The sequence below is a fragment of the Staphylococcus equorum genome (assembly GCF_029531845.1).
GTDB lineage: Bacteria > Bacillota > Bacilli > Staphylococcales > Staphylococcaceae > Staphylococcus > Staphylococcus equorum_C.
Genome location: NZ_JAMBPV010000002.1, coordinates 468,800 through 492,251, shown reverse-complemented (window position 1 = coordinate 492,251; position 23,452 = coordinate 468,800). Strand labels below are relative to the sequence as shown.

General features: G+C 33.0%; 21 protein-coding genes. 13 read left to right on the top strand and 8 right to left on the bottom strand.

Translation table 11 applies throughout. The features are described from left to right. Positions 1–36: 36 nt before the first annotated feature. A complete protein-coding gene (locus tag M4L39_RS04650; RefSeq protein ID WP_277580973.1) occupies positions 37–948 on the bottom strand; it encodes a biosynthetic peptidoglycan transglycosylase in 912 nt (303 codons plus the stop codon). Between the two features lie 412 nt (positions 949–1,360). Here M4L39_RS04650 and tyrS point away from each other — a divergent pair, with 412 nt between their 5' ends. Beyond that, the gene (gene tyrS, locus M4L39_RS04645; protein ID WP_277580972.1) at positions 1,361–2,623 is read left to right on the top strand and encodes a tyrosine--tRNA ligase; all 1,263 of its coding nucleotides are present in this window, start codon (positions 1,361–1,363) and stop codon (positions 2,621–2,623) included. Positions 2,624–2,861: 238 nt separating this feature from the next. Here tyrS and M4L39_RS04640 read toward each other — a convergent pair whose 3' ends face one another. Then, a complete protein-coding gene (locus tag M4L39_RS04640; protein ID WP_277580971.1) occupies positions 2,862–4,160 on the bottom strand; it encodes a S1C family serine protease in 1,299 nt (432 codons plus the stop codon). A 167-nt stretch (positions 4,161–4,327) separates the two neighbouring features. Here M4L39_RS04640 and M4L39_RS04635 point away from each other — a divergent pair, with 167 nt between their 5' ends. The 3 genes from M4L39_RS04635 (at position 4,328) to M4L39_RS04625 (ending at position 7,971) form a co-directional block, all read left to right on the top strand. Then, a complete protein-coding gene (locus tag M4L39_RS04635; protein ID WP_277580990.1) occupies positions 4,328–4,951 on the top strand; it encodes a lysophospholipid acyltransferase family protein in 624 nt (207 codons plus the stop codon). Between the two features lie 176 nt (positions 4,952–5,127). Further along, positions 5,128–6,618: an N-acetylglucosamine-specific PTS transporter subunit IIBC gene (nagE, locus tag M4L39_RS04630; RefSeq protein ID WP_277580970.1), complete on the top strand. Its 1,491-nt coding sequence runs from the start codon at positions 5,128–5,130 to the stop codon at positions 6,616–6,618. Positions 6,619–6,849: 231 nt separating this feature from the next. After that, a complete protein-coding gene (locus M4L39_RS04625; protein ID WP_277580969.1) occupies positions 6,850–7,971 on the top strand; it encodes an HAD family hydrolase in 1,122 nt (373 codons plus the stop codon). Between the two features lie 165 nt (positions 7,972–8,136). On the opposite strand, the gene serA is transcribed toward M4L39_RS04625, so the two are convergent. The 3 genes from serA to M4L39_RS04610 all read right to left on the bottom strand — a co-directional run bounded on the left by serA (position 8,137) and on the right by M4L39_RS04610 (position 11,510). Then, positions 8,137–9,753, bottom strand: coding sequence for a phosphoglycerate dehydrogenase (serA, locus tag M4L39_RS04620; protein WP_277580968.1), 1,617 nt, complete (start codon positions 9,751–9,753; stop codon positions 8,137–8,139). Then, positions 9,746–10,906 (bottom strand): pyridoxal-phosphate-dependent aminotransferase family protein, encoded by a 1,161-nt coding sequence (locus tag M4L39_RS04615; RefSeq protein WP_277580967.1) that lies wholly within the window; start codon positions 10,904–10,906, stop codon positions 9,746–9,748. Before M4L39_RS04615 ends, serA begins: the two co-directional genes overlap by 8 nt. Before the next feature lie 163 nt (positions 10,907–11,069). Further along, positions 11,070–11,510 (bottom strand): SACOL1771 family peroxiredoxin, encoded by a 441-nt coding sequence (locus tag M4L39_RS04610; protein WP_277580966.1) that lies wholly within the window; start codon positions 11,508–11,510, stop codon positions 11,070–11,072. Between the two features lie 79 nt (positions 11,511–11,589). On the opposite strand from M4L39_RS04610, the gene M4L39_RS04605 reads away from it, so the two are divergent. Continuing rightward, positions 11,590–12,330 carry a glycerophosphodiester phosphodiesterase gene (locus M4L39_RS04605; RefSeq protein WP_277580965.1) on the top strand — a complete coding sequence of 247 codons (741 nt, stop codon included), beginning with the start codon at positions 11,590–11,592 and terminating at the stop codon, positions 12,328–12,330. Positions 12,331–12,411: 81 nt separating this feature from the next. On the opposite strand, the gene M4L39_RS04600 is transcribed toward M4L39_RS04605, so the two are convergent. From M4L39_RS04600 to M4L39_RS04590, 3 genes are all read right to left on the bottom strand, one after another. Then, the gene (locus M4L39_RS04600; RefSeq protein ID WP_002507336.1) at positions 12,412–12,939 is read right to left on the bottom strand and encodes a GNAT family N-acetyltransferase; all 528 of its coding nucleotides are present in this window, start codon (positions 12,937–12,939) and stop codon (positions 12,412–12,414) included. 189 nt (positions 12,940–13,128) lie between these two features. Continuing rightward, the gene (rpsD, locus tag M4L39_RS04595) at positions 13,129–13,731 is read right to left on the bottom strand and encodes a 30S ribosomal protein S4 (RefSeq protein WP_002507337.1); all 603 of its coding nucleotides are present in this window, start codon (positions 13,729–13,731) and stop codon (positions 13,129–13,131) included. Between the two features lie 255 nt (positions 13,732–13,986). Next, complete coding sequence (locus M4L39_RS04590) at positions 13,987–14,451, bottom strand: GAF domain-containing protein (protein WP_277580964.1); 465 nt, start codon at positions 14,449–14,451, stop codon at positions 13,987–13,989. A gap of 229 nt (positions 14,452–14,680) precedes the next feature. On the opposite strand from M4L39_RS04590, the gene ezrA reads away from it, so the two are divergent. From ezrA to M4L39_RS04550, 8 genes are all read left to right on the top strand, one after another. Then, entirely contained in the window at positions 14,681–16,372 is a 1,692-nt protein-coding gene (ezrA, locus tag M4L39_RS04585) for a septation ring formation regulator EzrA (RefSeq protein ID WP_277580963.1), read from the top strand. A 224-nt stretch (positions 16,373–16,596) separates the two neighbouring features. Continuing rightward, positions 16,597–17,733 (top strand): cysteine desulfurase family protein, encoded by a 1,137-nt coding sequence (locus M4L39_RS04580; protein ID WP_277580962.1) that lies wholly within the window; start codon positions 16,597–16,599, stop codon positions 17,731–17,733. Then, on the top strand, positions 17,730–18,953 hold the full coding sequence (thiI, locus tag M4L39_RS04575) for a tRNA uracil 4-sulfurtransferase ThiI (RefSeq protein ID WP_277580961.1): 1,224 nt from the start codon (positions 17,730–17,732) through the stop codon (positions 18,951–18,953). The genes M4L39_RS04580 and thiI overlap by 4 nt, the downstream gene beginning before the upstream one ends. Before the next feature lie 113 nt (positions 18,954–19,066). Beyond that, complete coding sequence (locus tag M4L39_RS04570) at positions 19,067–19,840, top strand: sulfite exporter TauE/SafE family protein (protein ID WP_069815374.1); 774 nt, start codon at positions 19,067–19,069, stop codon at positions 19,838–19,840. A 298-nt stretch (positions 19,841–20,138) separates the two neighbouring features. Further along, entirely contained in the window at positions 20,139–21,131 is a 993-nt protein-coding gene (sppA, locus tag M4L39_RS04565) for a signal peptide peptidase SppA (RefSeq protein WP_277580960.1), read from the top strand. 8 nt (positions 21,132–21,139) lie between these two features. Next, positions 21,140–21,682, top strand: a complete 543-nt coding sequence (locus M4L39_RS04560) for an RDD family protein (protein WP_277580959.1) — start codon at positions 21,140–21,142, stop codon at positions 21,680–21,682. Positions 21,683–21,771: 89 nt separating this feature from the next. Further along, a complete protein-coding gene (tpx, locus tag M4L39_RS04555; RefSeq protein WP_277580958.1) occupies positions 21,772–22,266 on the top strand; it encodes a thiol peroxidase in 495 nt (164 codons plus the stop codon). 169 nt (positions 22,267–22,435) lie between these two features. Further along, on the top strand, positions 22,436–23,383 hold the full coding sequence (locus tag M4L39_RS04550; RefSeq protein ID WP_277580957.1) for a class I SAM-dependent methyltransferase: 948 nt from the start codon (positions 22,436–22,438) through the stop codon (positions 23,381–23,383). Positions 23,384–23,452 lie beyond the last annotated feature (69 nt).

Sequence of the window (23,452 nt, the reverse complement as noted above, 5' to 3'; positions counted from 1 at the left end):
CTTCTAATTGTCTGTGAGGCTTATATTAGAGACGCTTTATTTAGTCATTAAATGTTGTTTGATATCGTATTGTTCAGCTTTCTTAAAATCATAGTAAGTAATTTCGCCTTCAACCAACATCCGCTTAAGAACATAGTGTTGGCGATCCAAACCAATTTGTATCTGAGCATCAGATTTAAGTGAACCATCTGATTCATAAGGGGTGTAATAATAAGGGATTTGTAAAAGTCCAATTAGATAGGCTGATTCAGCAATATTTAATTTTGTAGCTGCTTTACCAAATAAACTATAAGATGCTGAAGCGATACCTGTGATATCAGAACCATTATAGTCACGCCCAAAAGGTACAATGTTCAAATAGGTATAGATGATTTCATCTTTGGTTAAAATCTTTTCAGTTCGCATAGATAGGATGAGTTCATTGGCTTTGCGATTATATGTTTTTTCGTTTGTAAGTAGTTGGTTTTTTACGAGTTGCTGAGTGATGGTGCTGCCTCCTGTTGCAGCTTCTGTATTAAATATATCCTGCCCAACAGCTCGAATGATAGCCTTTGGTAAAATACCATTATGATAGAAAAATAAACTGTCTTCTGAAGAAGTTAATGCCTTTATCACGTTGCTACTTACATGTTTTGGCCCTACGATGAGCGTGTTTGTCGCTTCATTGTATTCTGTTAAAATATATTTGTTGTTATAATTTATATCCTGATTACCAGCAATGTTCAGCAATTTTGTACGTAATTCGTTATCTGACATGTTTACAGATTCATCAGTCAAACTTTGGAAGTAAAATACCGATATGGCTAATAAAATAATAAAGGTACATGCGAAAATTGCAAACAAGCCAATGAAAAGATGCTTTAATTTTTTATAGATAATTTCAAATTTAGAGAATTTAGAGTTATGTAAATGATTGTGAACATTATTTTCATGTGTTTGATTTTCCATGTCTGACCTCCTTACGTATGCAATATTATAACATAATATATGATGTTGACTTTTAAAATAGAGTTACTTATAATTAATATCAATTCGATATCGTTTTTGGATAAAGGATAAGTAACATATGGTGTCATCTTCAGAGAGTTAGTGGTTGCTGGGAACTAACGATGATTAATATGTGAATACACCTTAATGATTTAAATCATCCAAACGTTTAAGTTAATGAACGTATCATTAATAAAGTTGTTTGACTTAAAGTATGGTGGTACCGTGCGCATGCGCCCTTACATTAATTTGTAGGGGCGTTTTTTTATATTTTAAGTGTTACGCGGTCATACTTGCTTAAGTGAATTAAACTTTGGACGGTAATTAAAATCTATTCAAAACAATATCTTAATAAATATAGGAGGTAAATACAATGACAAATGCATTATTAGAAGATTTAAAATGGAGAGGCTTAATTTATCAACAAACAGACGAATCTGGCATAGAGAATGTATTAAACAAAGAACAAGTTACATTATACTGTGGTGCCGATCCAACTGCAGATAGTTTACACATCGGTCATTTATTACCATTTTTAACTTTACGTAGATTCCAAGAACACGGCCATCGTCCTCTTGTATTAATCGGCGGGGGCACAGGAATGATCGGTGACCCATCAGGTAAATCTGAAGAACGTGTATTACAAACAGAAGAACAAGTTGAATTAAACGTTCAAGGTATTAGTGAACAAATGCATAAAATTTTCGAATTTGGTACTGATAAAGGTGCTAAACTTGTTAACAATAAAGATTGGTTAAGCCAAATTTCTTTGATTGATTTCTTAAGAGATTATGGTAAACACGTCGGTGTAAATTACATGTTGGGTAAAGACTCAATTCAAAGTCGCTTAGAATTCGGTATTTCGTTCACTGAATTTACGTATACAATACTCCAAGCAATTGATTTTGGTCATTTAAACAACACTTACAACTGTAAAGTACAAGTAGGGGGTTCTGATCAATGGGGTAATATCACAAGTGGAATTGAATTGATGCGTCGTATGTACGGTCAAACAGAAGCTTATGGACTGACGATTCCACTAGTTGTTAAATCTGATGGTAAGAAATTTGGTAAATCAGAAGGTGGCTCAGTTTGGTTAGACGCTAAAAAGACGAGTCCATACGAATTTTACCAATTTTGGATCAATACTACAGATGATGATGTAATCAAATTCTTGAAATATTTTACATTCTTAGAAAAAGAAGAAATTGAAGCATTAGAAAAATCGTTAAATGAAGCACCACATTTACGTGAAGCGCAAAAAGCTTTAGCTGAAAACGTAACACGCTTCATTCATGGACAAGCTGCATTAGATGATTCGATTCGTATCTCAAAAGCATTATTTGCTGGGGACTTGCAATCATTGTCTGCAACAGAGTTAAAAGCAGGATTCAAGGATGTGCCACAAGTTGAATTGAGCAATGAAACAACAAATATAGTTGAAGCGATTGTTGAAACCGGCATTTCATCATCGAAACGCCAAGCGCGAGAAGATGTGAATAATGGTGCAATTTATATTAATGGTATAAGACAACAAGATGTGAAATATGAATTAACCGGTGACGATAGAATTGAGAATGAATTTACCATTATTCGTCGTGGTAAGAAAAAATATTTCATGGTTAATTATAAGTAATACTTGAAGAAATATAAAAAATAACGTGATATTTATATAATCGATAAACACCGACAAAGCCTTAGGGCTTTGTTGGTGTTTTTTATGCACTTTCTTGTAGTACTGAACTCACTTTTCACTGTAACAAATATTATGAGAGCAGTGAGATCGGGATAATTTGTAAGATATAAAAAACCAACCAAGTAAAGTTAATTCACTTGGTTGGCTCAAGACAACTATTAAATTTAAGTCATTGTTTTTAATTAAAAGGTGAAGTACTTTCACTTTCTTTTTTAGATGACTCTGAAGACGTAGATTTTTGTTCTGTTAATGGTACTTCCACTGTTTGTTCTTTACCATTTCTTTCAATAGTCATTTCTACTGAATCACCAGGCTTTTTATTTTCATATAAATAAGAGCGTAAGTCAGTGTCTTCTTTCACTTTTTTATCGTCTATAGCAGTGATGATATCACCTTCTTTAAGTTCATTATCAGCATGAACTTTGGCAATGTAGACACCATCTTTGCGTTTTGTATTCAGTTCTTCTTTATATTGTTCGGGTATCTCACTTACATTGAGTAAACTAATTCCAATGGAAGGACGCTCAATCTCGCCATTTTCTACAAGTTCTTTAATCGTAACTTTTACTTCGTTACTTGGGATTGCAAAACCAATACCTTCAACTTGTTCACTTGCGATCTTCATTGAGTTAATACCTACGAGATTACCATTAATATCTACGAGCGCGCCACCTGAATTACCAGGATTGATTGCCGCATCTGTTTGTAATACATTCACTTTATTTGTACCAGCAGATGTTTTCGTATCGATTGTACGTTCGCTAGCAGAAATAATACCTGAAGTCACTGAGTTAGCAAATTGTAAGCCTAGAGGATTACCCATTGCAAAAACACTGTCTCCTGTATTTACGTTTGAAGAGTTAGCGAAGTCAATTGCTTTTGTACCTTTCGTATCATTGATTTTTAGTACTGCTATATCTGTTAAGGCATCTTTACCTACTAATTTAGCATCGACTTGTTTAGAATTATGCAATTGTACTTTAATTTCATTTGCGCCATCAATCACGTGATTATTCGTTACGATATATGCAGAACCATTATTTTTTTGATAAATGACACCTGATCCAACACCAGCTTCTTCTGATTTAGAAGATTCACCTTTTAGTAAACTATCTAAATCCTGAGCTTTTTGCATATTAATGACGCCTACAATAGCAGGGGAGATATCGTTAATCATTTGGTTCACAGAATCATATTTTTCACTTTTTCCATCGAGTGTATTGCCACCGTTACTATTGTTAGAAGCTTCTTGAACGGAAGAACCGCTATCATTTAAGCCGGTGCTTTCCATAATTTTTCCAATGCCTAATACCAAAAGGGCACCTATAATACCAGCAACTAAGGCCACGATAATCGTTTTAAACCATGGGAATTTGGCTTTATGTTTTGACCTTGTATTTTGAGATTGTTCTGGTTGTTGTGGTTGCCGAGGATTTTGAGTTTCATTAGAGTTATTATCGTTATTAAAATCTGCCATACTTTACCTCCGATTTATTCTATATAAGCTATTATGATAGGTTTATACAACTTTTTCTAGTATATCACTATACAACTTTAGACTGAAATATAAATATTCTTGTTCATAAGGTGACTAAATGATAGAATCAATAGGTAAATATAATGGAAAATGAAGTAGGTGGAGAAATGTATAAATTCATTAGCGGTTTGTTAGATTTAATTATTGTGAAAATATGTAAATCACTAGAAGTACAAGGTAAAGAAAATATACCTCAACTTCATAGATATGTAGTGACTTGTACACACGAAAGCTATAATGAAGTCATTATGTTAGGCACAGCAATTTATCCAAATCAAATTCATTACATGGCTAAAAAAGAATTGTTCAATAATAAATGGTTTGGTAAGTTTTTAACTTCTTTAAATGCTTTTCCTGTAGATAGAGAAAATCCAGGGCCAAGCACATTGAAAAAACCGATTAAATTATTAAAAGAAAATAAAACAGTAGGTTTATTTCCAACTGGTCATCGTATGAAGTATGATGAAGGATCACCAATGAAACGCGGGGCGGTAACTATTGCTTTGATGGCCCAAGCACCCATTTTACCAGCAGCATATGTAGGACCTAAAGAAATTAAGGGGCTCGTTACGGGTAAAGCAATTGTTAAATTTGGGGAGCCTATCGAAACGAAGCATTTACCGAAAAATATGAAACGTAATGAAAAGTTAGATTACTTAACTAAAGAATTAGAAAGTAGAACAATACAATTACAAAATGAATTAAATGATTATGTGAATCATAAACAGTAAGTTTCAATATTTTTTAAATAGTTAGTCATTTTAATTTATATACGAATTTTTTTAAACTTGTGTTATTATGTAACTGTACAATGACAGCAAGTAAAACGTTTACAAACACCACGTGGACATATTGTGCATGTGGTATTTGTTTGTGTAAATATCTATTTTTGAAATGGGGAATTGTTATGTTTAGTTTCTTTCAACGTCTTGGTAGATCTCTTATGCTTCCTGTTGCAGTGTTACCAGCAGCCGCAATTATTACGGGCATCGGTAATGCATTAACAGCAATGGGAGTCTTGCCAACGGTAGCAGCGTTTTTCTCTTCTGCCGGTTCGACGATTCTTGAACAACTAGGTATTCTTTTTGCAATTGGGGTAGCATTAGGAATGGCTAAGAAAAATGATGGCGCCGTAGCACTCGCCGCAGCAGTAGGTTTCTTTTTAACGACAGTTGTTTTAAGTCCAGTAAAATTAGCGCCATTATTAGGTGTTAAAGAGTCAGGCGTAAACGAAGCTTTTGAACAAATGAATAATTCTAACGTCTTTATTGGTTTGTTGATTGGTTTAATCGCAGCGTATACTTATAACAAATTTAGTAAAACTGAGTTGCCTACAGCGTTATCATTCTTTAGTGGTAAACGTTTAGTACCAATATTAACAGCGTTCTTTAGTATTATATTGGCCGTATTGATGTTATTTGTTTGGCCATTTATCTACTCAGCAATCGTATTATTTGGAACGTGGATTTTAGACTTAGGTCCCGGTGGTGCTTTCTTATATGGTTTCTTTAACAGATTATTGATACCTACTGGATTGCATCATGCGTTAAACTCAGTATTTTGGTTTGACTTAGCAGGTATTAATGATATTGCTAAATTCCAAACTGGTGATGGTGCAGTACATGGTATTACAGGAAGTTATATGGCTGGTTTCTTCCCAGTAATGATGTTTGGTATCCCGGCTGCAGCATTAGCGATGTATCACACAGCTGAATCTAAACAGAAAAAACGCGTCTATGGTTTAATGTTTGGTGGCGCAGTTTCAGCATTCTTTGTTGGGGTTACAGAGCCAATTGAATTCTCATTCATGTTTGTGGCGCCAGTATTATTTGTTATACATGCATTTTTAACTGGCCTATCCATGTTTATAGCAGCATTGTTTGAGTGGACAGCAGGGTTCTCATTTAGTGCTGGTTTAATAGACTACGTTCTATCATTAATTAATCCTGTTTCAAGTCAACCATACATGTTATTAGTGCAAGGACTTGTATTCTTTGTTATATATTACTTTGTATTTAGATTAGCGATTAAAGTATTGAAATTAAATACACCTGGTCGTGGAGATAACTTACTACCAGATCCAACTTCCGATGAAGCGTCAACAGGGGATACTGCAGATTCAGAAGGAGCGACTACAGCTACATCTAATAAATATACGAGTACTGCAAGCCAAATTTTAGATGGATTAGGTGGCAAAGAGAATATTTCATCATTAACAAATTGTGCTACAAGGTTACGCATGGAGTTACATGATAATAGCGTTATTGATGAAGCTAAGATTAAGGGTGCAGGAGCTGTGGGTGTGACGAAGAGTGGCAAACATAATGCCCAAGTTATTATCGGCACTCAAGTTCAGCAAGTAGCTGATGAACTTGAAGTACAAATGGAATCAGAGTAGTAAAAGCAATAGAGAAATAATAATATGTAAATAAATGTATACTAGCATACGTCTTATTATAGTTATCCCTGAAAAAGTGGAACTTTGTAAGGCGTATTTTTTTGCAAAAAAAAGTAAATGGTTAACGATATGAATTGTTTACTAAAATGATGAAAATACATTGCTCTTTTCATAGGTAAATAGTACGATGAACTAGTATCAGAATTTTCTGATTTAAGGAGAGTAGATGAGATGAAATCGGTATTATTTGATGTTGATGGTGTTTTTTTAAGTGAAGAAAGGTGTTTTGATGTATCTGCATTAACGGTTTACGAAATGCTTATGAGTAAAGAGTATATGGGCTTAGATCCATCCATACAATTTGCTGATTTAAATGATCAACAAATTACTGAAATAAGAGATATCGTATTCTACCATGATGAAATTTTAACTAAGTTAAAATCACTTGGATTAAATTCAAATTGGGATATGTTATTTGTAGTTGTAGCCATTCACTTTATTGAAATATGCAAAACATTACCCCAAGAAAAATTAGTGGAAGTTTTAAATCCAGAATACTTTAATCAAGAAACATTGCAACAGATTGGTGAAGAAATTTTTGATATAGGACTGAACTTTGAGGCACCATTATCGTTTTTAGATGGTATAAGTTCAGGAAAAGATAATATTTATCAAACACTTGTGACGCATGCTGGTGACCAATTAAATACAAAACAAACAGCACTATTTGAACTGAAAAGTCCGTTTTGGACGCTTGCTCAAGAGGTTTACCAAGAGTGGTACTTAGGTTCTAAGTTATTTAACGAAGTAGAACAAAAGCCTAATCGTACAGAATTTAAAGAAGGTTACATATATAACGAAGTCGTGTTAAGACCTGTACCTGAAATTAAACAGTTATTAACAGATTTGAAAGATGCTGGCTATCATATAGCTATTGCAACAGGTAGACCTAGAACGGAGACGATAGTGCCATTTGAAGCAATTGGTATCAAAGATTTATTTGATGACTTACATATCGTTACTGCAAGTGAGGTATTAATCGCTGAAGAACAATATCCTGAGTTAAAACCGTTAGGTAAACCGAATCCGTTTAGCTATTTAGCAACATTAGAAGGTAATCATTTAAAAAATTATGAACAATATGCTACAAATCAGGAAAATCGTGTTAATAGGGATGACGTATTTGTGGTAGGTGATTCATTAGCAGACCTCTTAAGTTCTAAGAAAATAGGGGCGACTTTCATTGGTCCATTGACAGGTTTGAAAGGTCAGAATGCACGTGAAGAATTAGAGTCTTATGATGCTGAATATATCGTAGACCATGTAGGAGATATCAGAGAAATATTATTGTAATTTAAAAGATACTACGCTTATTATTTGATGACAACAATAATAATGCGTCAGTGTCTTTTTTATTGGTATTAAAACACACCAATCCATTAGAAAACTAATAGATTGGTGTGTTTAATTTGAGAATGAGATATTTATGTTTCATTTTCTTTTGTGATGAATTAATATTTAGATGTTGTAGTTTGTATTACTATTAATATCGAGTTCAACGCTTCGTATCAAATTAAATCCTTCAATTTGATATAAAGCATCAATGACATCTGGTGTAACAGGGTGGTCGATTGATAATACCATTAGGGCATTACCTCCTTGGTTTGTACGACCAAGATGCATTGAAGCAATATTGATATCATACGTTCCAAGAATTTGCCCTGTACGGCCTACAATGCCGGGTCTATCGTTATGGTTTATTACCAGTTGGTGGCGTTCAGGTTTAAAGTCTACTGGATAGTCATTTATACGTACGATTCTTGGACCATAACCATTGAGTACAGTAGCACCGATTTTAATTTGAGTATCTTTATTGATTAATGTTAATTCTATATAGTTGCTAAAACCGCGGTGTTTTGTGTTTTTTTCAATATTATAAGATACGCCTTGTTCATTTAAGAGTACTAAGGCATTGATTAAGTTTACACGTTCTGCTAAATCTTGACGTAAGACACCAGATACAAGAGTTCTTGTAATCAAACTTGTATCATCTAATGCAATGTCACCTTCGTATTTGATTTGTAGTTCGCGCGGCGCTTTTTCAAGTAATTGAATACCTACTTCACCTGTCATTTTACTTAATTCAATATAAGGCTTCAATTCATCATTGATTTCACTGTAAGTCATTTTTGGTGCGTTAATCGCATTTAAGACGTTACCATTTTCGAAAATATCAACGATTTCATTTGCCACTGAAACAGCTACTTTTTCTTGTGCTTCGACAGTCGATGCACCTAGATGTGGCGTAACAATAATTTTATCATGATCAACAAGAGGGGATTCAGTTGCTGGTTCGCTTTCGAATACATCTATTGCAGCGCTTTGAATTTGGTCATTGTTCAAAGCATCTAATAGCGCTGCTTCATCAATAATACCGCCACGTGCTACGTTAATTATTTGTAACGTCGGTTTTGCTGTTTCGAAAAAGTCTTTACCAACGATACCTTTAGTTTTTGGAGTTAATGGTGTGTGTACAGTAACGAAGTCTGCTTGTTCAGCAATTTCTTCAACTGTTGCACGTGTTACGTTTAGTTCTTTTGCTTTATCTTCAGATAAGTAAGGGTCAAAAGCTAAAATATGCATACCGAAACTTTGCGCACGTTTTGCAACACCTAAACCAATTCTACCAGCACCGATGACGCCAAGCGTTTTATTATAAAGTTCTGTACCTCTATACGTTTTACGATCCCATTTCCCATTTTTCAATGATTGATGTGCTTGTGGGATATTACGTGCCATTGATAAAATCATAGCCATAGAGTGTTCAGTTGCAGAAATAGTATTTCCATCTGGTGCATTAATTACGATAACACCATTTTTAGTAGCAGCATCGACATCAATGTTGTCTACGCCGACCCCAGCTCTAGCAATAACTTTAAGATTTGGAGCTGCTTCAATCATTTCTGCAGTGACTTGTGTCTGACTTCTAACGATTAGACCTTGGAAATCACCAATTTTTTCAACAAGTTCGCTTTCATTTAATTCTGTATTGATTTCGACTTCGAAGTCTTTATGGTCAATTAAACTTTTTAAACCTTCTGGTGAGATTGGATCAGATACTAAAATTTTATACATATGCTTTTACGACCTCCATGTACTGAGTAATTGCGGTACCAATATATGATTCTTTTCTGAATTCTGTTAATAGAATTTCTAATGCTGATACGACTTGTAAAATATCAAATGGTGAAATTTGACCCATATGTCCTATGCGTAAAATTTCTCCTTTAAGATGACCTTGTCCACCTGCAATTGTAATAGCAAAACGATTTTTAAGTTCTTTTTTAAGGAAGTTGAGTTCTTCTTTTGATTTAGGCACAAAAGCTGTAACAGTAGGTGAGGCAAATTCATCTTGCACTAATAACTCTAAATCTAATGATGTGAGTGATTGTCTTAAAGCATCACGTATTGCATAGTGACGTGCAATAACTTGGTCTAATCCTTCTTCTTCAACCAATTTGGCGTATGCATTCACACCTCTAAATAACGAAACATTTGGTGTGAACGGTGTTGAATTTGCTTCTAATGATTTCAAATATTTATTTAAATCTAAATAAAATCTTGGTGTCGTAACTTGGCTAAATCGTTCTTTAGCACGATCATTATAAGCTACAAACGCTAAACCAGGAGGCAACATAATGGCTTTTTGACTACCAGAAATCAGAACATCAATCTGATCACGTTGTAAGTCTACATTAACTGCACCAATACAACTCACGCCATCTACAATAAAATAAATGGATTCGTCGTAGGCTTTAAGCGCATGTCCTAATTCATTGACAGGGTGCAACACTGCAGTAGATGTTTCACAATATTGACTATAAACTGCTGTAATATCTGTGTTCAATGATTTTAAGAAGTCAATAAATTCAGACACGTTTACAGCTTTGCCCCATTCGACTTCAAAAATATGTACGTTATCGTAATATGTTTCAGCAATTTGTTTGAAACGATTACCGAAGGCACCTGAAACAATGATAACAATATCGTCGTCAGGATTTGCAATATTTAACATACTTGCTTCCAAAGAACTTGTCCCGCTAGAAGTTAATATCATTACGTCATTTTGCGCACCGAATATTGGTTTTAGCGCACGAAACGCTTCTTCAGCAATTGTTTCAAAGTCACTTGATCTGTGTCCGACCATTGGTGACTGTGTTGCGTGTAGAATTTCTTCTGGTACTGGCGTTGGTCCTGGTGTAAGTAACATAGGACGATAATACTTCATATGTGATTCCCCCAATGCTTATGATTGTTTTAGTTTAGCAAATTTTCAGAAAATATAAAAGTGCAAAAGATAAAAGATAATGTAAATAAACAAAATAAAATATCATGAAAGGGCATACATTGTTATCGCATTCATATTCCGTCATATATAAAATTTTTTTAAATTATTTTATTTTTGGTTCTATTTTTACAGTAACATTACCTTTAATTGAGTTTGAAATCATACAATTGTTGTCCGCAACTTTTAAGAGTTTAGGCAGTTTTCTAACTAAGCTATCTTTTTGTTCAGTTTCAACTTCAATAATAGGATAGTGGATAATGTTGTCCATACGGAATTTTGCATTTTCAAAAACAGCTGTACCTATAGATGATTGTTGAATTTCTATATTATTAAAACCAGAACGTTCGAGTACAGCTGCAAGTGAGATAATATAGCAAGAAGATGCAGCTGAAACTAATAATTCATCTGGGTTTGTACCAGTTCCATTGCCACCCAAACCAGATGGTATAGATATTTGTTCATCTAATACGTCTCCGTTAAGTTGACCTACAGCTTCACGACCGCCAGACCATTGTGTGTTTACTTTGAATTCATGTTGAACCATAACGATTGACCTCCAGTTGATTTATGATAATTTAAGTTTAGATGAAAATAAGATATAAAGAAAGAGGAGAGCAACTTTAATGACAATATATAATACTGACAACAAGCTCATATTAGTGGCACATCGTGGTATTGCTTCATATTTTCCTGAAAATACGATGATTGCTTTTAAAGCTGCACTTGTAAGTGATATTGATATATTAGAAATAGATATACACAGGACATTAGACAACCATCTCGTAGTTATTCATGATGATTCGATTGACCGTACTTCGAATGGCTCAGGAAAAATCAAGGATATGGCTTTAGCGGAATTACAACAATTTGATTATGGTATAACTAAAGATAAGCAATTTGCAGGAGCGACAATACCTACTTTGGATGAAGTAATTAATTTAATCCAAGATTATCATCAAAAGTTATTAATAGAACTAAAACAGCCACAGAATTATTCTGGAATTGAAAGTGAATTAATAGAAACATTAAATGCATGGAAGTTGCCGAAAAACAAAGTCATTATACAATCATTCAATCAAAAAAGTATGAAAAAAATATTTGATATAAATGAAGGATATGAGCTAGGTGTATTGATTAGTAAAAAGAAATATTGGTATAAATTACCTCCATTCAAAAGCATTGCGGCTTACGCTAATTATGTAAATCCCAATTATGCATTAGTTACAGAAAAATTTTTAAAAGGTGCACATCAGTATAGATTGTCAGTGATGCCTTATACAGTGAATGAGCATGAACAAGCGAAAGCATTGCAAAGATTAGGGGTAGATGGCCTGATTTCAGATAATCCAAATGAGATTTTGTAAAATAAATATGTCAAAAAAGCTTAAATGAATTTTAAGAGTTCATTCAAGCTTTTTTAGATTTTAATAATAATGAAATGTATATTATTTAATATGAGATAAATCATTATCATGATGATTTACCCAATTCTTTTTTAATAATCCCATCACATGGCAATCACTATATTCACCACGTGTATAAAAATGTTCTTGTAATGTACCTTCGATGGAGAAGTTTTGCGCTTTATAAATATGAACAGCTTTTTCATTGTTAACATCAACAAATAAATATATTTTGTGGAGATTAAGTACAAGGAATGCATAATCAATAGCCATTTTAAATGCACTTTTGGCATATCCTTTGCCACCATATTCTGAATCAATAATAATTTGAATTTCGCAGTTACTATGTATAAAGTCGATTTCAACTAATTCAACTACACCGATTCGTGTTTGATCTTTTTCAATAATAAATCTACGTTCAGTCTCATCTAATAAATGTTTTTTATATAATGATTGAAGTTCACTTAATGATTGATAGGGCTCTTCAAACCAATAAGACATAATGGAATATTCGTTATTTAAGTGATGTACAAAATCTAAATCTGTTTCTTCTAATGCTCTAATAATCAAATCTAACACTCCTTTATTCATAAGCATACAGTAATTATTATAAGAAAGTAAAAAGATATTGTGCCATGAGTGAGGGGATTAAAAGGATTTCTACTTATAATTAAATATTTGGATGAAAGGTGTTACTTATATAGTAATAAAAAAACCAAGAAATCCTCGAAAGGACTTCTTGGTTTGAAATTAAAACGCTTATCTTGAGTAGTACTCAACGATAAGTTGTTCGTTGATTTCAGCAGGTAATTCACTACGTTCAGGAACGCGTACATATTTACCTTTTAAGTTGTCTGCATCAAATTCTAAGTACTCAGGTACAAAGTTATTGATTTCAACAGATTCAGCAATGATATCTAATTTTAAAGATTTTTCACGTACTGAAATTTCTTGACCAGGTTTTAAAGTATATGATGGAATATCAACGCGTTTACCATCTACTAAAATGTGACCGTGGTTAACAAGTTGGCGAGCTTGGCGACGCGTACGCGCTAAACCTAATGAATATACAACTGCATCTAAACGAGCAGCTAGTAATTGCATGAAGTTTTCACCATGGACACCATGTTGGTTACCAGCAATTTCAAATGAGTTACGGAATTGTCTTTCAGTCATTCCGTATAAATAACGTAATTTTTGTTTCTCACGTAATTGTAATGCATATTCTGATAATTTTTTACGTTGGTTAGGACCATGTTGGCCTGGAGCGTAAGGACGCTTCTCTAATTCTTTACCAGTACCACTTAATGAGATACCTAAACGACGTGATTTTTTCCAGTTCGAACCTCTAAATCGAGCCATAATAGACTCCTCCTTTTTCTCTTTTGTTGTTATGAAAAAACAAAAAAGAGTGTTGCATGCTTATTTGGATATATTGTTTTATGTGTCCTCACCTCATAGCTACGGTTACACGACACGTCCGCGTTGGGAACAACATAGAGCCAACTAATAGGCAACTGCTAATTTCGTTTATTCACACAAAGAACATTGTACCATGTTATGAATTACTGTCAATAGTAAACCCAGATTTACCTATAGAAAGACGATTATTAAATATTAAGCTATTTGCTGTTCAAGAATCTTAACAATTTCTTCTAAAGCAACTTTATCTGTGTTTGAAAAACGATTTGTAATAGGAGCATCAATATCTAAGACTCCAATCACTTGATTATCTTTATGAATAGGAACAACAATTTCTGACTTACTATTTGCATCACATGCGATGTGTCCTGGGAAAGCATTAACGTCTTCAACGAGTTGTGATTCGTTTGTTTCGACTGCTGTGCCACACACACCTTTGCCGATAGCAATATGTACACAAGCAGGATGACCTTGGAATGGACCTAATATTAATTCGTTATTTTCTATTAAATAGAAGCCAACCCAATTAATTTGATCTAATGAATCATTTAGTAAAGCTGAGACGTTGCTAAGTATAGCAATTAAATTTGATTCATCTTCGATTAGACTAGCAACTTGCTTTTGTAATAAATCGTAATTTGTTTCTTTTACCTCTGTCATATTAATAAAACCTCACTTTTTACTTTTCATTTAGTATAAAGACTGTTTTAATAGTAATCAATCAAATGATTTGTAAGGGCTTTTTTTAGTGACAACATGATACATAATATTAACAGAGATAGATTTACTTTGAAATTTAAAATATTATCATCGATTAATTCATTTTCCCTTTTAATGCATAGGTAAATTACGTTATAATGAATAGTGATAAAATAGGAGGAGAAAACATATGGTATTGTATATCATTCTAGCAATTATTGTTATTATACTGATTATTGTCGGTGTATTATTCTATATGCGTTCGAATAAAAGCCAAATGATTGAGAAGGCTGAAGAACGAAAATTACAAGTAGAGCAACTACCCTATGATGAAAGTTTATCTCAATTATCTGATTTAACTTTAACAGGTGAAACAAAATCTACTTATGATAGATTAAAACAAACGTCATTAGATAGTAAAAATCAATATTTGTTACCATTAGAAGAAAAGATTCACAATGCGGAAGGTTTACTTGATAAATTTAAATTTTCGCAAGCGCAAACTGAAATTGATGAAGCACACGAATTGATGGATAAATATGAAGAAAATTATAATGTATTAACTACAGATGTCGAAGATATTATGGGAGTACATAAAGAAAGTGATCACTTATATGATGAATGTAAAGTGGATTACCGAGAAATGAAACGCGACGTATTAGCAAATAGACATCAGTTCGGTGAAGCAGCAGCACCATTAGAACATGAGATTGAATCATTCGTACCAGAAATGGAAAGCTATGAATCATATAAAGCAGAAGGTAATTATATTTATGCACATGAACATATCAAAACTTTAAATGAAGATATGAACTTTTTAAAGACGGATATGGCAGAAATTCCTGAGTTAATCAGAGAAGCACAAAAAGAATTGCCTGGTCAGTTCCAAGATATGAAATACGGATGCAGAGATCTCAAAGTAGAGGGCTATGATTTAGACCATGTCAAAATTGATAGTACTTTACAAACACTTAAAACAGAACTTAGTTTTGTAGAACCAATGATTAGTAGATTAGAACTTGATGAAGCGAATGAAAAATTAAATAATATTAATGATCGTCTTGATGAAATGTATGAATTAATTGAGCACGAAGTTAAAGCGAAAAATGAAGTAGAAGAATCAAAAGAAGTCATTACAGATAATTTGTTTAGAGCAAAAGAAATGAATTATACTTTACAAACTGAAATTGAATATGTACGTGAAAATTACTATATAAATGAAAGTGACGTACAAAATGTAAGACAGTTTGAAAATGAAATTCAAAACTTAATTGCTGTTTATGATGAAATTTTAAAAGAAATGGCTAAATCTGCAGTACGCTACAGTGAAGTTCAAGATAACTTGAAATATATCGAAGAACATGTAGCTGTAATTAATGAAAAACAAGAAAAATTACAAAATCATTTAATTCAACTACGCGAAGATGAAGCAGAAGCAGAAGAAAACATTTTACGCGTCCAAAGTAAAAAAGAAGAAGTTTATAGAAAATTATTAGCTTCAAACTTGCCTAGCGTACCAGAACGTTTCATTATTATGAAAAATGAAATTGATTATGAAGTGCGTGAAGTGAACAAGAAATTCAGTGTACGTCCAATACATGTTAAACAATTGAAAGACAAAGTATCTAAAGTAGTACTACAAATGAATAAATTCGAAGATGAAGCTACTGATGTACTCGTCAATGCAGTTTATGCTGAGAAACTTATTGAATATGGTAATCGTTACCGTAAAGATAGTTCGAATATTGATAAGAGCCTTAATGAGGCTGAAAGATTATTCAAAAATAATAGATACAAACGTTCAATTGAAATATCTGAACAAGCTTTAGAAAGTGTTGAACCAGGAATTACAAAACAAATAGAAGATCAAGTTATTAGTTAAACTATTCAATTATTAAAAATAACGTGAGTAAGACACGAAATGAATTATGATTTCGTGTCTTTTCTTTTTATCAAAAGCGAGTATAATGCTTTAAGGAAAGTATAAAATTAATTTTTAAAATGGCATAAAAGTATTGTTATTACAGCAATAACTTAAATATAAATATAAAATTAGTATCGTTTCTTATATAACTGTGTATGATAAAATGAAATGGAGTGAAAGAATTGATATATCTTGATAATGCCGCAACTACAAAGCCGAACCAAGACGTGTTGGATACTTATGTAAAAGTAAATCAATCATTGTATTTTAACCCTAATAGTCCACATCAAGCCGGCTTACAAGCAGACCAATTGCTAGAACAAACTAAAACACAAATAAAAGGTTTGTTTAATTTAGATAAAAAATTTGATATTGTTTTTACAAGTGGTGCGACTGAATCTAATAATATGGCGCTTAAAGGGGTAGCGTATAAGAAAAAGCCATTTGCTAATGAAATAATCACTTCAGTACTTGAGCATCCATCCGTATTAGAAGTTGTACGTTCATTGGAAACAGAAGGCTTTATTGTTAAATATGTTAATGTGACTGATAATGGACAAATCGACTTGGACCATTTAAAAACACTAATGTCAGATGATGTTGCTATAGTAACTTGTATGCATGTTAATAATATCATGGGGCAAATACAGCCTATAAAGGCAGCAGCAGAAATCGTACATCAATACCCTAAAGCGCATTTTCACGTAGATGCAGTACAAGCGATTGGTAAAGTGCCGTTAAGGTTTGAAGGTGTAGATACGTTGAGTTTAAGTGGACATAAATTTCATGGTTTAAAAGGACAAGGTGTATTATTTGTTCGAAATATTCACCAACTTCAACCAATTATTCACGGTGGTGGACAAGAATACGGTGTGAGAAGCGGTACAGTTAATTTACCAATGAATATTGCAATTGTTAAAGCTATGAAAGCGGCTGTAAATCATACTACAGAACTTAACCATACTTTAAGTGAATTCAATGCTGACTTATGCCAATTTCTTACAGGTTTTCACGGTATAAAGCTGCATTCACCCAAAAATTCGGCACCACACATCCTTAATGTAGGGTTACCAGGCGTAAAAGGTGAAGTATTGGTCAATGCATTTTCAAAACATAGCATTATGTTATCTACAACAAGTGCATGTTCATCTAAAAAAGCGAGCCTAAACGAGGTACTTCTAGCGATGAATGTGCCAAGAAAACAAATTGAAGGTAGTATTAGAATTTCAATGGGAGCAAATACGACTCAAGAAGATATTCAAATATTTAAAGATAATTTTTATAAAGTATATGAAGAAGTAAGGGAGCTGTTAATATGATTTATGATCATATATTAGTAAGGTATGGCGAGTTAACATTAAAGGGCGCAAATCGTAAAATGTTCGTGAACAAATTACGGGCAAATGTAAAACGTTCATTGATGCCATTGCAAGGCTATAAAGTAAAAGCGAATAGAGATAGAATGTATATTGAATTAGAGGAAGGCGCAGATATAGACGAAATGTGTAATAGACTTAAAAAAGTATTCGGCATTTATTCTATTAGTCCTGTGTTAAAAATTGATAAAACGGTAGAAGCCGCAAATGAACAAGCCATCCAATTTGCAAAAGATTACGCACATGGAGAGACATTTAAAATAGACGTGAAACGTTCAGATAAAAACTTCCCTTATGACACATATCAATTACAACGTGGGATTGGTGCAGCGGTATTAAATGCAACAGAGGATTTAACGGTCGATGTCCACAATCCAGATCACAACATAAAAGTAGAAGTCCGTTTAGATGCTATATATGTTTATGACAAAATTATAGCTGGACTTGGTGGCTTGCCGGTTGGAACGGGTGGCAAAACATTACTTATGCTCTCAGGTGGTATAGATTCTCCTGTAGCAGGTATGGAAGTCATGCGCAGAGGTGCGATGATTGAAGCAATTCATTTTCATAGCCCGCCATTTACAAGTGAAAAAGCTAAAGAAAAAGTTATTGAATTAACACGTATTTTAGCTTCTCATGTAGGTCCAATTAAATTACACATTGTGCCTTTTACAGATTTACAAAAACAAGTTAATAAAGTTGTACATGAACGTTATACAATGACGTCTACACGCCGTATGATGATGCGAGTAGCAGACAAACTCGTTCATGAAATTGATGGCCATGCCATTGTAAATGGTGAGAATCTTGGTCAAGTTGCGAGTCAAACATTAAAAAGTATGTACGCGATAAATAGTGTAACTTCAACGCCAGTGTTACGTCCATTACTAACATTAGATAAAGAAGATATCGTGAAAAGAGCTAAAGAAATTGGAACTTTTGATGTCTCTATTCAACCTTATGAGGATTGTTGTACTATTTTCACACCGAAAAATCCTGTAACGGAACCTGATATTGAAAAAGTGGAAAAATACGAAAATATTTTTGATTTTGAACCATTAGTACAACAAGCTGTGGATCAAATCGAAACAATAGAAATTTCAAATGACTACCAAAGTGATAAAGACTCACAGACACAAGCTTTGGCAGACGATTTATTTTAAATATAAGTTTAAATTATAGTAAGCATCATTTAAAAAATAGAAAGCATAGTTTTAGATGTTCAATTTATAATGAATAATCAGTTAACATGATTTAAACAGACAGGGGTTGGCGCATGTTAGAGTGGGACATTTCAATTGTAATTATCATCATACTTCTTGGATTTTTAGCAGCGTTTATTGATGCAGTTGTCGGCGGTGGTGGGCTGATTTCTATCCCTGCACTTTTAGCAGTGGGTATGCCACCAGCTATGGCATTAGGTACAAATAAATTGGCCAGTGCATTTGGATCGATGACCAGTGCATTTCGTTTTTTAAGATCAGGCAATGTTGATTTGAAAATTGTTGGAAAGTTATTTCCATTTGTATTCCTAATGGCTATGGGTGGTGCGAGTGTCGCGACATTCTTACCGTCTGAACTTTTAAAGCCAGTCGTAATCATTATCTTAACGCTTGTAATGATTTATACATTAATGAAAAAAGATTGGGGCAGCATACGTACTTTTACAAAACTCACTACTGGTAAAGCTATATTATTTGCAGCTTTAATGTGCTTGATTGGTCTATATGATGGATTTTTAGGCGGTGGTACAGGTTCATTTATGCTTTTTGTTTTATTAATGTTTGGATTTGATTTTCTAGGCGCGGCTGGCAATGCCAAAGTATTAAATTTTGCGTCCAATTTAGGGGCGTTAATATTATTTATTTTCTTAGACCAAGTCGATTATTTTTATGGCTTTATCATGGCTGGTAGTATGATTTGTGGATCGTATTTGGGTGCTTTATTTGCAATTAAAAAAGGCGTTGGCTATGTCAAAGGTTTGTTTATTGTAGTTACTGCTATTTTAATTTTGAAAAATGCGTACGATTATTTAATGCAAATCATGTAGTAGTAAAAAAGCGTTTTAAATTATAAAGTGGTTGTCTGATATCTAGTCAGCCTTGTGGGAGCGAGAATACGAAATCAAATTTTGACTTCGTACTCCTGCTCCTTTTTGTGTGTGTGTTTCGAAAAAGATATTATATTTGTATTCATATTTTAGTACCATTTTCATTGTAGTTATCAAAAAAATTACTCTTATTTTTAAAGACTTTCATCTTATATTTAAGATAAGGTATACATAGTTTAATTGGTTATGGTTAAATTAAGGGTGGAGTCAAAAGAAAAAATTATGGGAGTGAGTGTAAATGTCGAAGAAAAGGATTATCGCAATCGTACTTGCGGTCGTTATCGTGTTAGGTGGCATCGTGATGAGTTCAATTTCAGCGGTCTTTTCATCTTTGTTTGATGAACAAGCTACATCTAAAATGGATCCATTTACAGAAAAAATAGAAAAAGAGGGCAGTTCAAGTAAACGAATTGCGCATTTAACATTAGATGGTCAAATAGCTGAAGGTACAGGCGGAGGGGTGTTTGGTGACAGTGGTTACAACCATGAGGCGTTCTTAAAACAATTAGATAACGTGAAAAAAGATGACTCTGTCAAAGGTATGTTGTTATCTGTAAATACCCCGGGTGGTGGCACATATCCTAGTGATGAAATTTATCAAAAGATAAAAGAAATTAAGCAAAAAGATAAAAAGATTTATGTACATATGGGTAGTATGGCAGCATCTGGTGGATACTACATTTCAGCACCTGCAGACAAAATATACGCAGGCCCTCAATCAATGACAGGATCAATTGGCGCTATTATGTCTAGTACAGATTATTCCGGTTTACAAGAAAAATTAGGTGTTAAAGAAAATGTTATAAAAACAGGGGATCATAAAGATATATTAAGTAGCTCAAGAGCTATGACAAGTGAAGAGAAAGACATTTTACAATCTGTATTAGATGATAGTTTTAATCGATTTGTAAATATAGTTAAAGATGGTAGAGATATGTCTGAAAGTAAAGTTAGAAAGTTAGCTGATGGACGAATCTACAGTGCACAACAAGCGGAAGATAATGGTTTAATCGACGAAATTGGTTATGAAGATGAAACTTTAAAAGCAATGAAAAAAGATATGAAAGCAAAAGATGCAGAAGTGTTTGAATATAGTGAAGAAGGTAGTTTCTTCTCATCGTTTAATAATGCAAAAGCGAGTATTTCTCAGTTTAAAAATGAATTTAATGAAGTTAAATCAATAATTAAAAATGATACTGAAACTGAACCTATGTATCTATACGAAGGTTAGGTGTAATAATGGATAATATAAAACAAGATTATACAGCACATTCGGATGCAGATTCAAATAAAGCACAAACAGAGTCGGACGCGCTTGCTCATAATCAATTAGCAAAAGCACTTTACGCAGGGTTTGGTATAAGATTTTGTAGTTTTCTTATTGATTTACTCATCGTTTTTGGTATTCAAAGTATTATTTTGAAACCAATTTATCATTTCACACATATAGATAATGCAAAGCTATGGATTGATTATTTTAGTGTAGGTCACGTATTAGATGCACTCGTATTTTATTTGTATTTTGTGTTATTAACGAAATATTTTAAACAAACTATAGGTAAAATGATTTTAAATATTAGAGTGGAACGTGCAGATAGACAACCGTTAACTTGGGTAGACGTATTGTTTAGAGAATGGATTGGCCGTATTATCAGTGGCGTATTTGCTAATTTACCTTATTTAGTAACAATATTCACAGAAAAACACAAAGGTATACATGATTATTTTGCCGATACTGTCGTAATAAAAAACAAATTTGAAAAAATGTTTTATTTGAAGTAGATTGACATGACTCAAAGGGTTTAAGGTTTATTTCATCAGATTAAACAGTTATAATTATCAAGTAAGCACTTTTTATAGGAGGCATTCAAATGGCGCAAATTACATTTAAACAAGAACCAATTACATTATTAGGAGCACAAGTAAAAAAAGGTGAAACAGCACCAGATTTTACAGTGTTAGACAATGATTTAAATGAAGTAACTTTATCAAGTTATGATGGTCAAAAGAAATTAATCAGCGTAGTACCATCTATTGATACAGGTGTCTGTGACAAACAAACACGTAAATTCAACGAAGAAGCAGCGCAGGAAGATGGCGTCGTGTTAACTATTTCTGTTGACTTACCATTTGCACAAAAAAGATGGTGTGCATCAAATGGCTTAGATAACGTGGTTACTTTAAGTGATCATAAAGAACTTTCATTTGGTGAAAATTATGGCGTAGTTATGGAAGAATTACGTTTACTTGCTCGTTCAGTTTTTGTTTTAGATGAAAATAATAAAGTAGTATATACTGAGGTTGTTTCTGAAGGCACTGATTTCCCAGACTTCGATGCTGCTTTAGAAGCATATCGTACTATTTAAATTTAATAAAAGTAATATAAAAATTGTCATTTGATTTGAAGTTAAACAATCAAACAGTATCATTGACATTATAAAGTATACTGTCCATAATTATTTGGTAATATAAGTTAGCATGAACTGACTTAATTTCAAACAAATTATGGACAGTTTTTTTAGAAAGGACTATTAAATGACACAAGAAGAAACGGTAATGGAAAAATTATTCCAAACACTCGACGAAAAAGCCAAAGCTTTAAATGAAAATAATGGTCAAAGTTTTATTGAAAACTTAGGACTAGCAATGGAGCACATTTATACAAGTAAAAGAGACTTGTTAGAACAAGCTACATTGCAAGATAGAAGAAAAGCATTTCAATTTGCATACTTAAGCTTAATGCAAAAAGAAGATATCCAAGCAAACCATCAAATTACACCAGACTCTATTGGTCTAATTTTAGGTTTTCTATCTCAACGTTTCTTAAAAAATAAAGAAGAACTACACGTTGCAGATATCGCAAGTGGAGCAGGTCATCTAAGTGCATCTGTACATGAAGTGTTAACAGGACATACTGTAATGCACCACCTTATAGAAGTTGATCCAGTATTATCAAGAGTTAGCGTTCATTTAGCCAACTTTTTAGAAATACCATTTGATGTTTATCCTCAAGATGCAATTATGCCATTACCTTTTGAAGAGGCAGATGTTGTTATAGGTGATTTACCTATTGGTTATTATCCGGCAGATGAGCGAAGTAAGGAAATGGCCTTAGGATTTGAAGAAGGTCATAGTTTCTCTCACTTTTTATTAATTGAACAAACTGTTGTAGCCTTAAAACAATCAGGTTTTGCATTTTTAGTTGTTCCAAGTAATATATTCGAAGGTTCAAATGTGAAACAGTTACAAAACTTTATTGCTACAGAGACAGAAATGCAAGCATTTTTAAATTTACCATCGACATTATTTAAAAATGAAAAAGCACGTAAATCTATTCTTGTATTACAGAAAAAAGAAACAAACGTTACTAAACCAGTAGAGGTTTTATTAGCAAATATACCTGATTTCAAAAGTCCTCAACAATTCCAAGCATTTTTACAAGATTTAAATGTGTGGATGGAAGAAAATCATCCTGGAAATTAATCTGTATTATTCTTGAAAATATACTGTATTAATGATTAAATAGATAGGTATATTAAAACTTAATTGAAA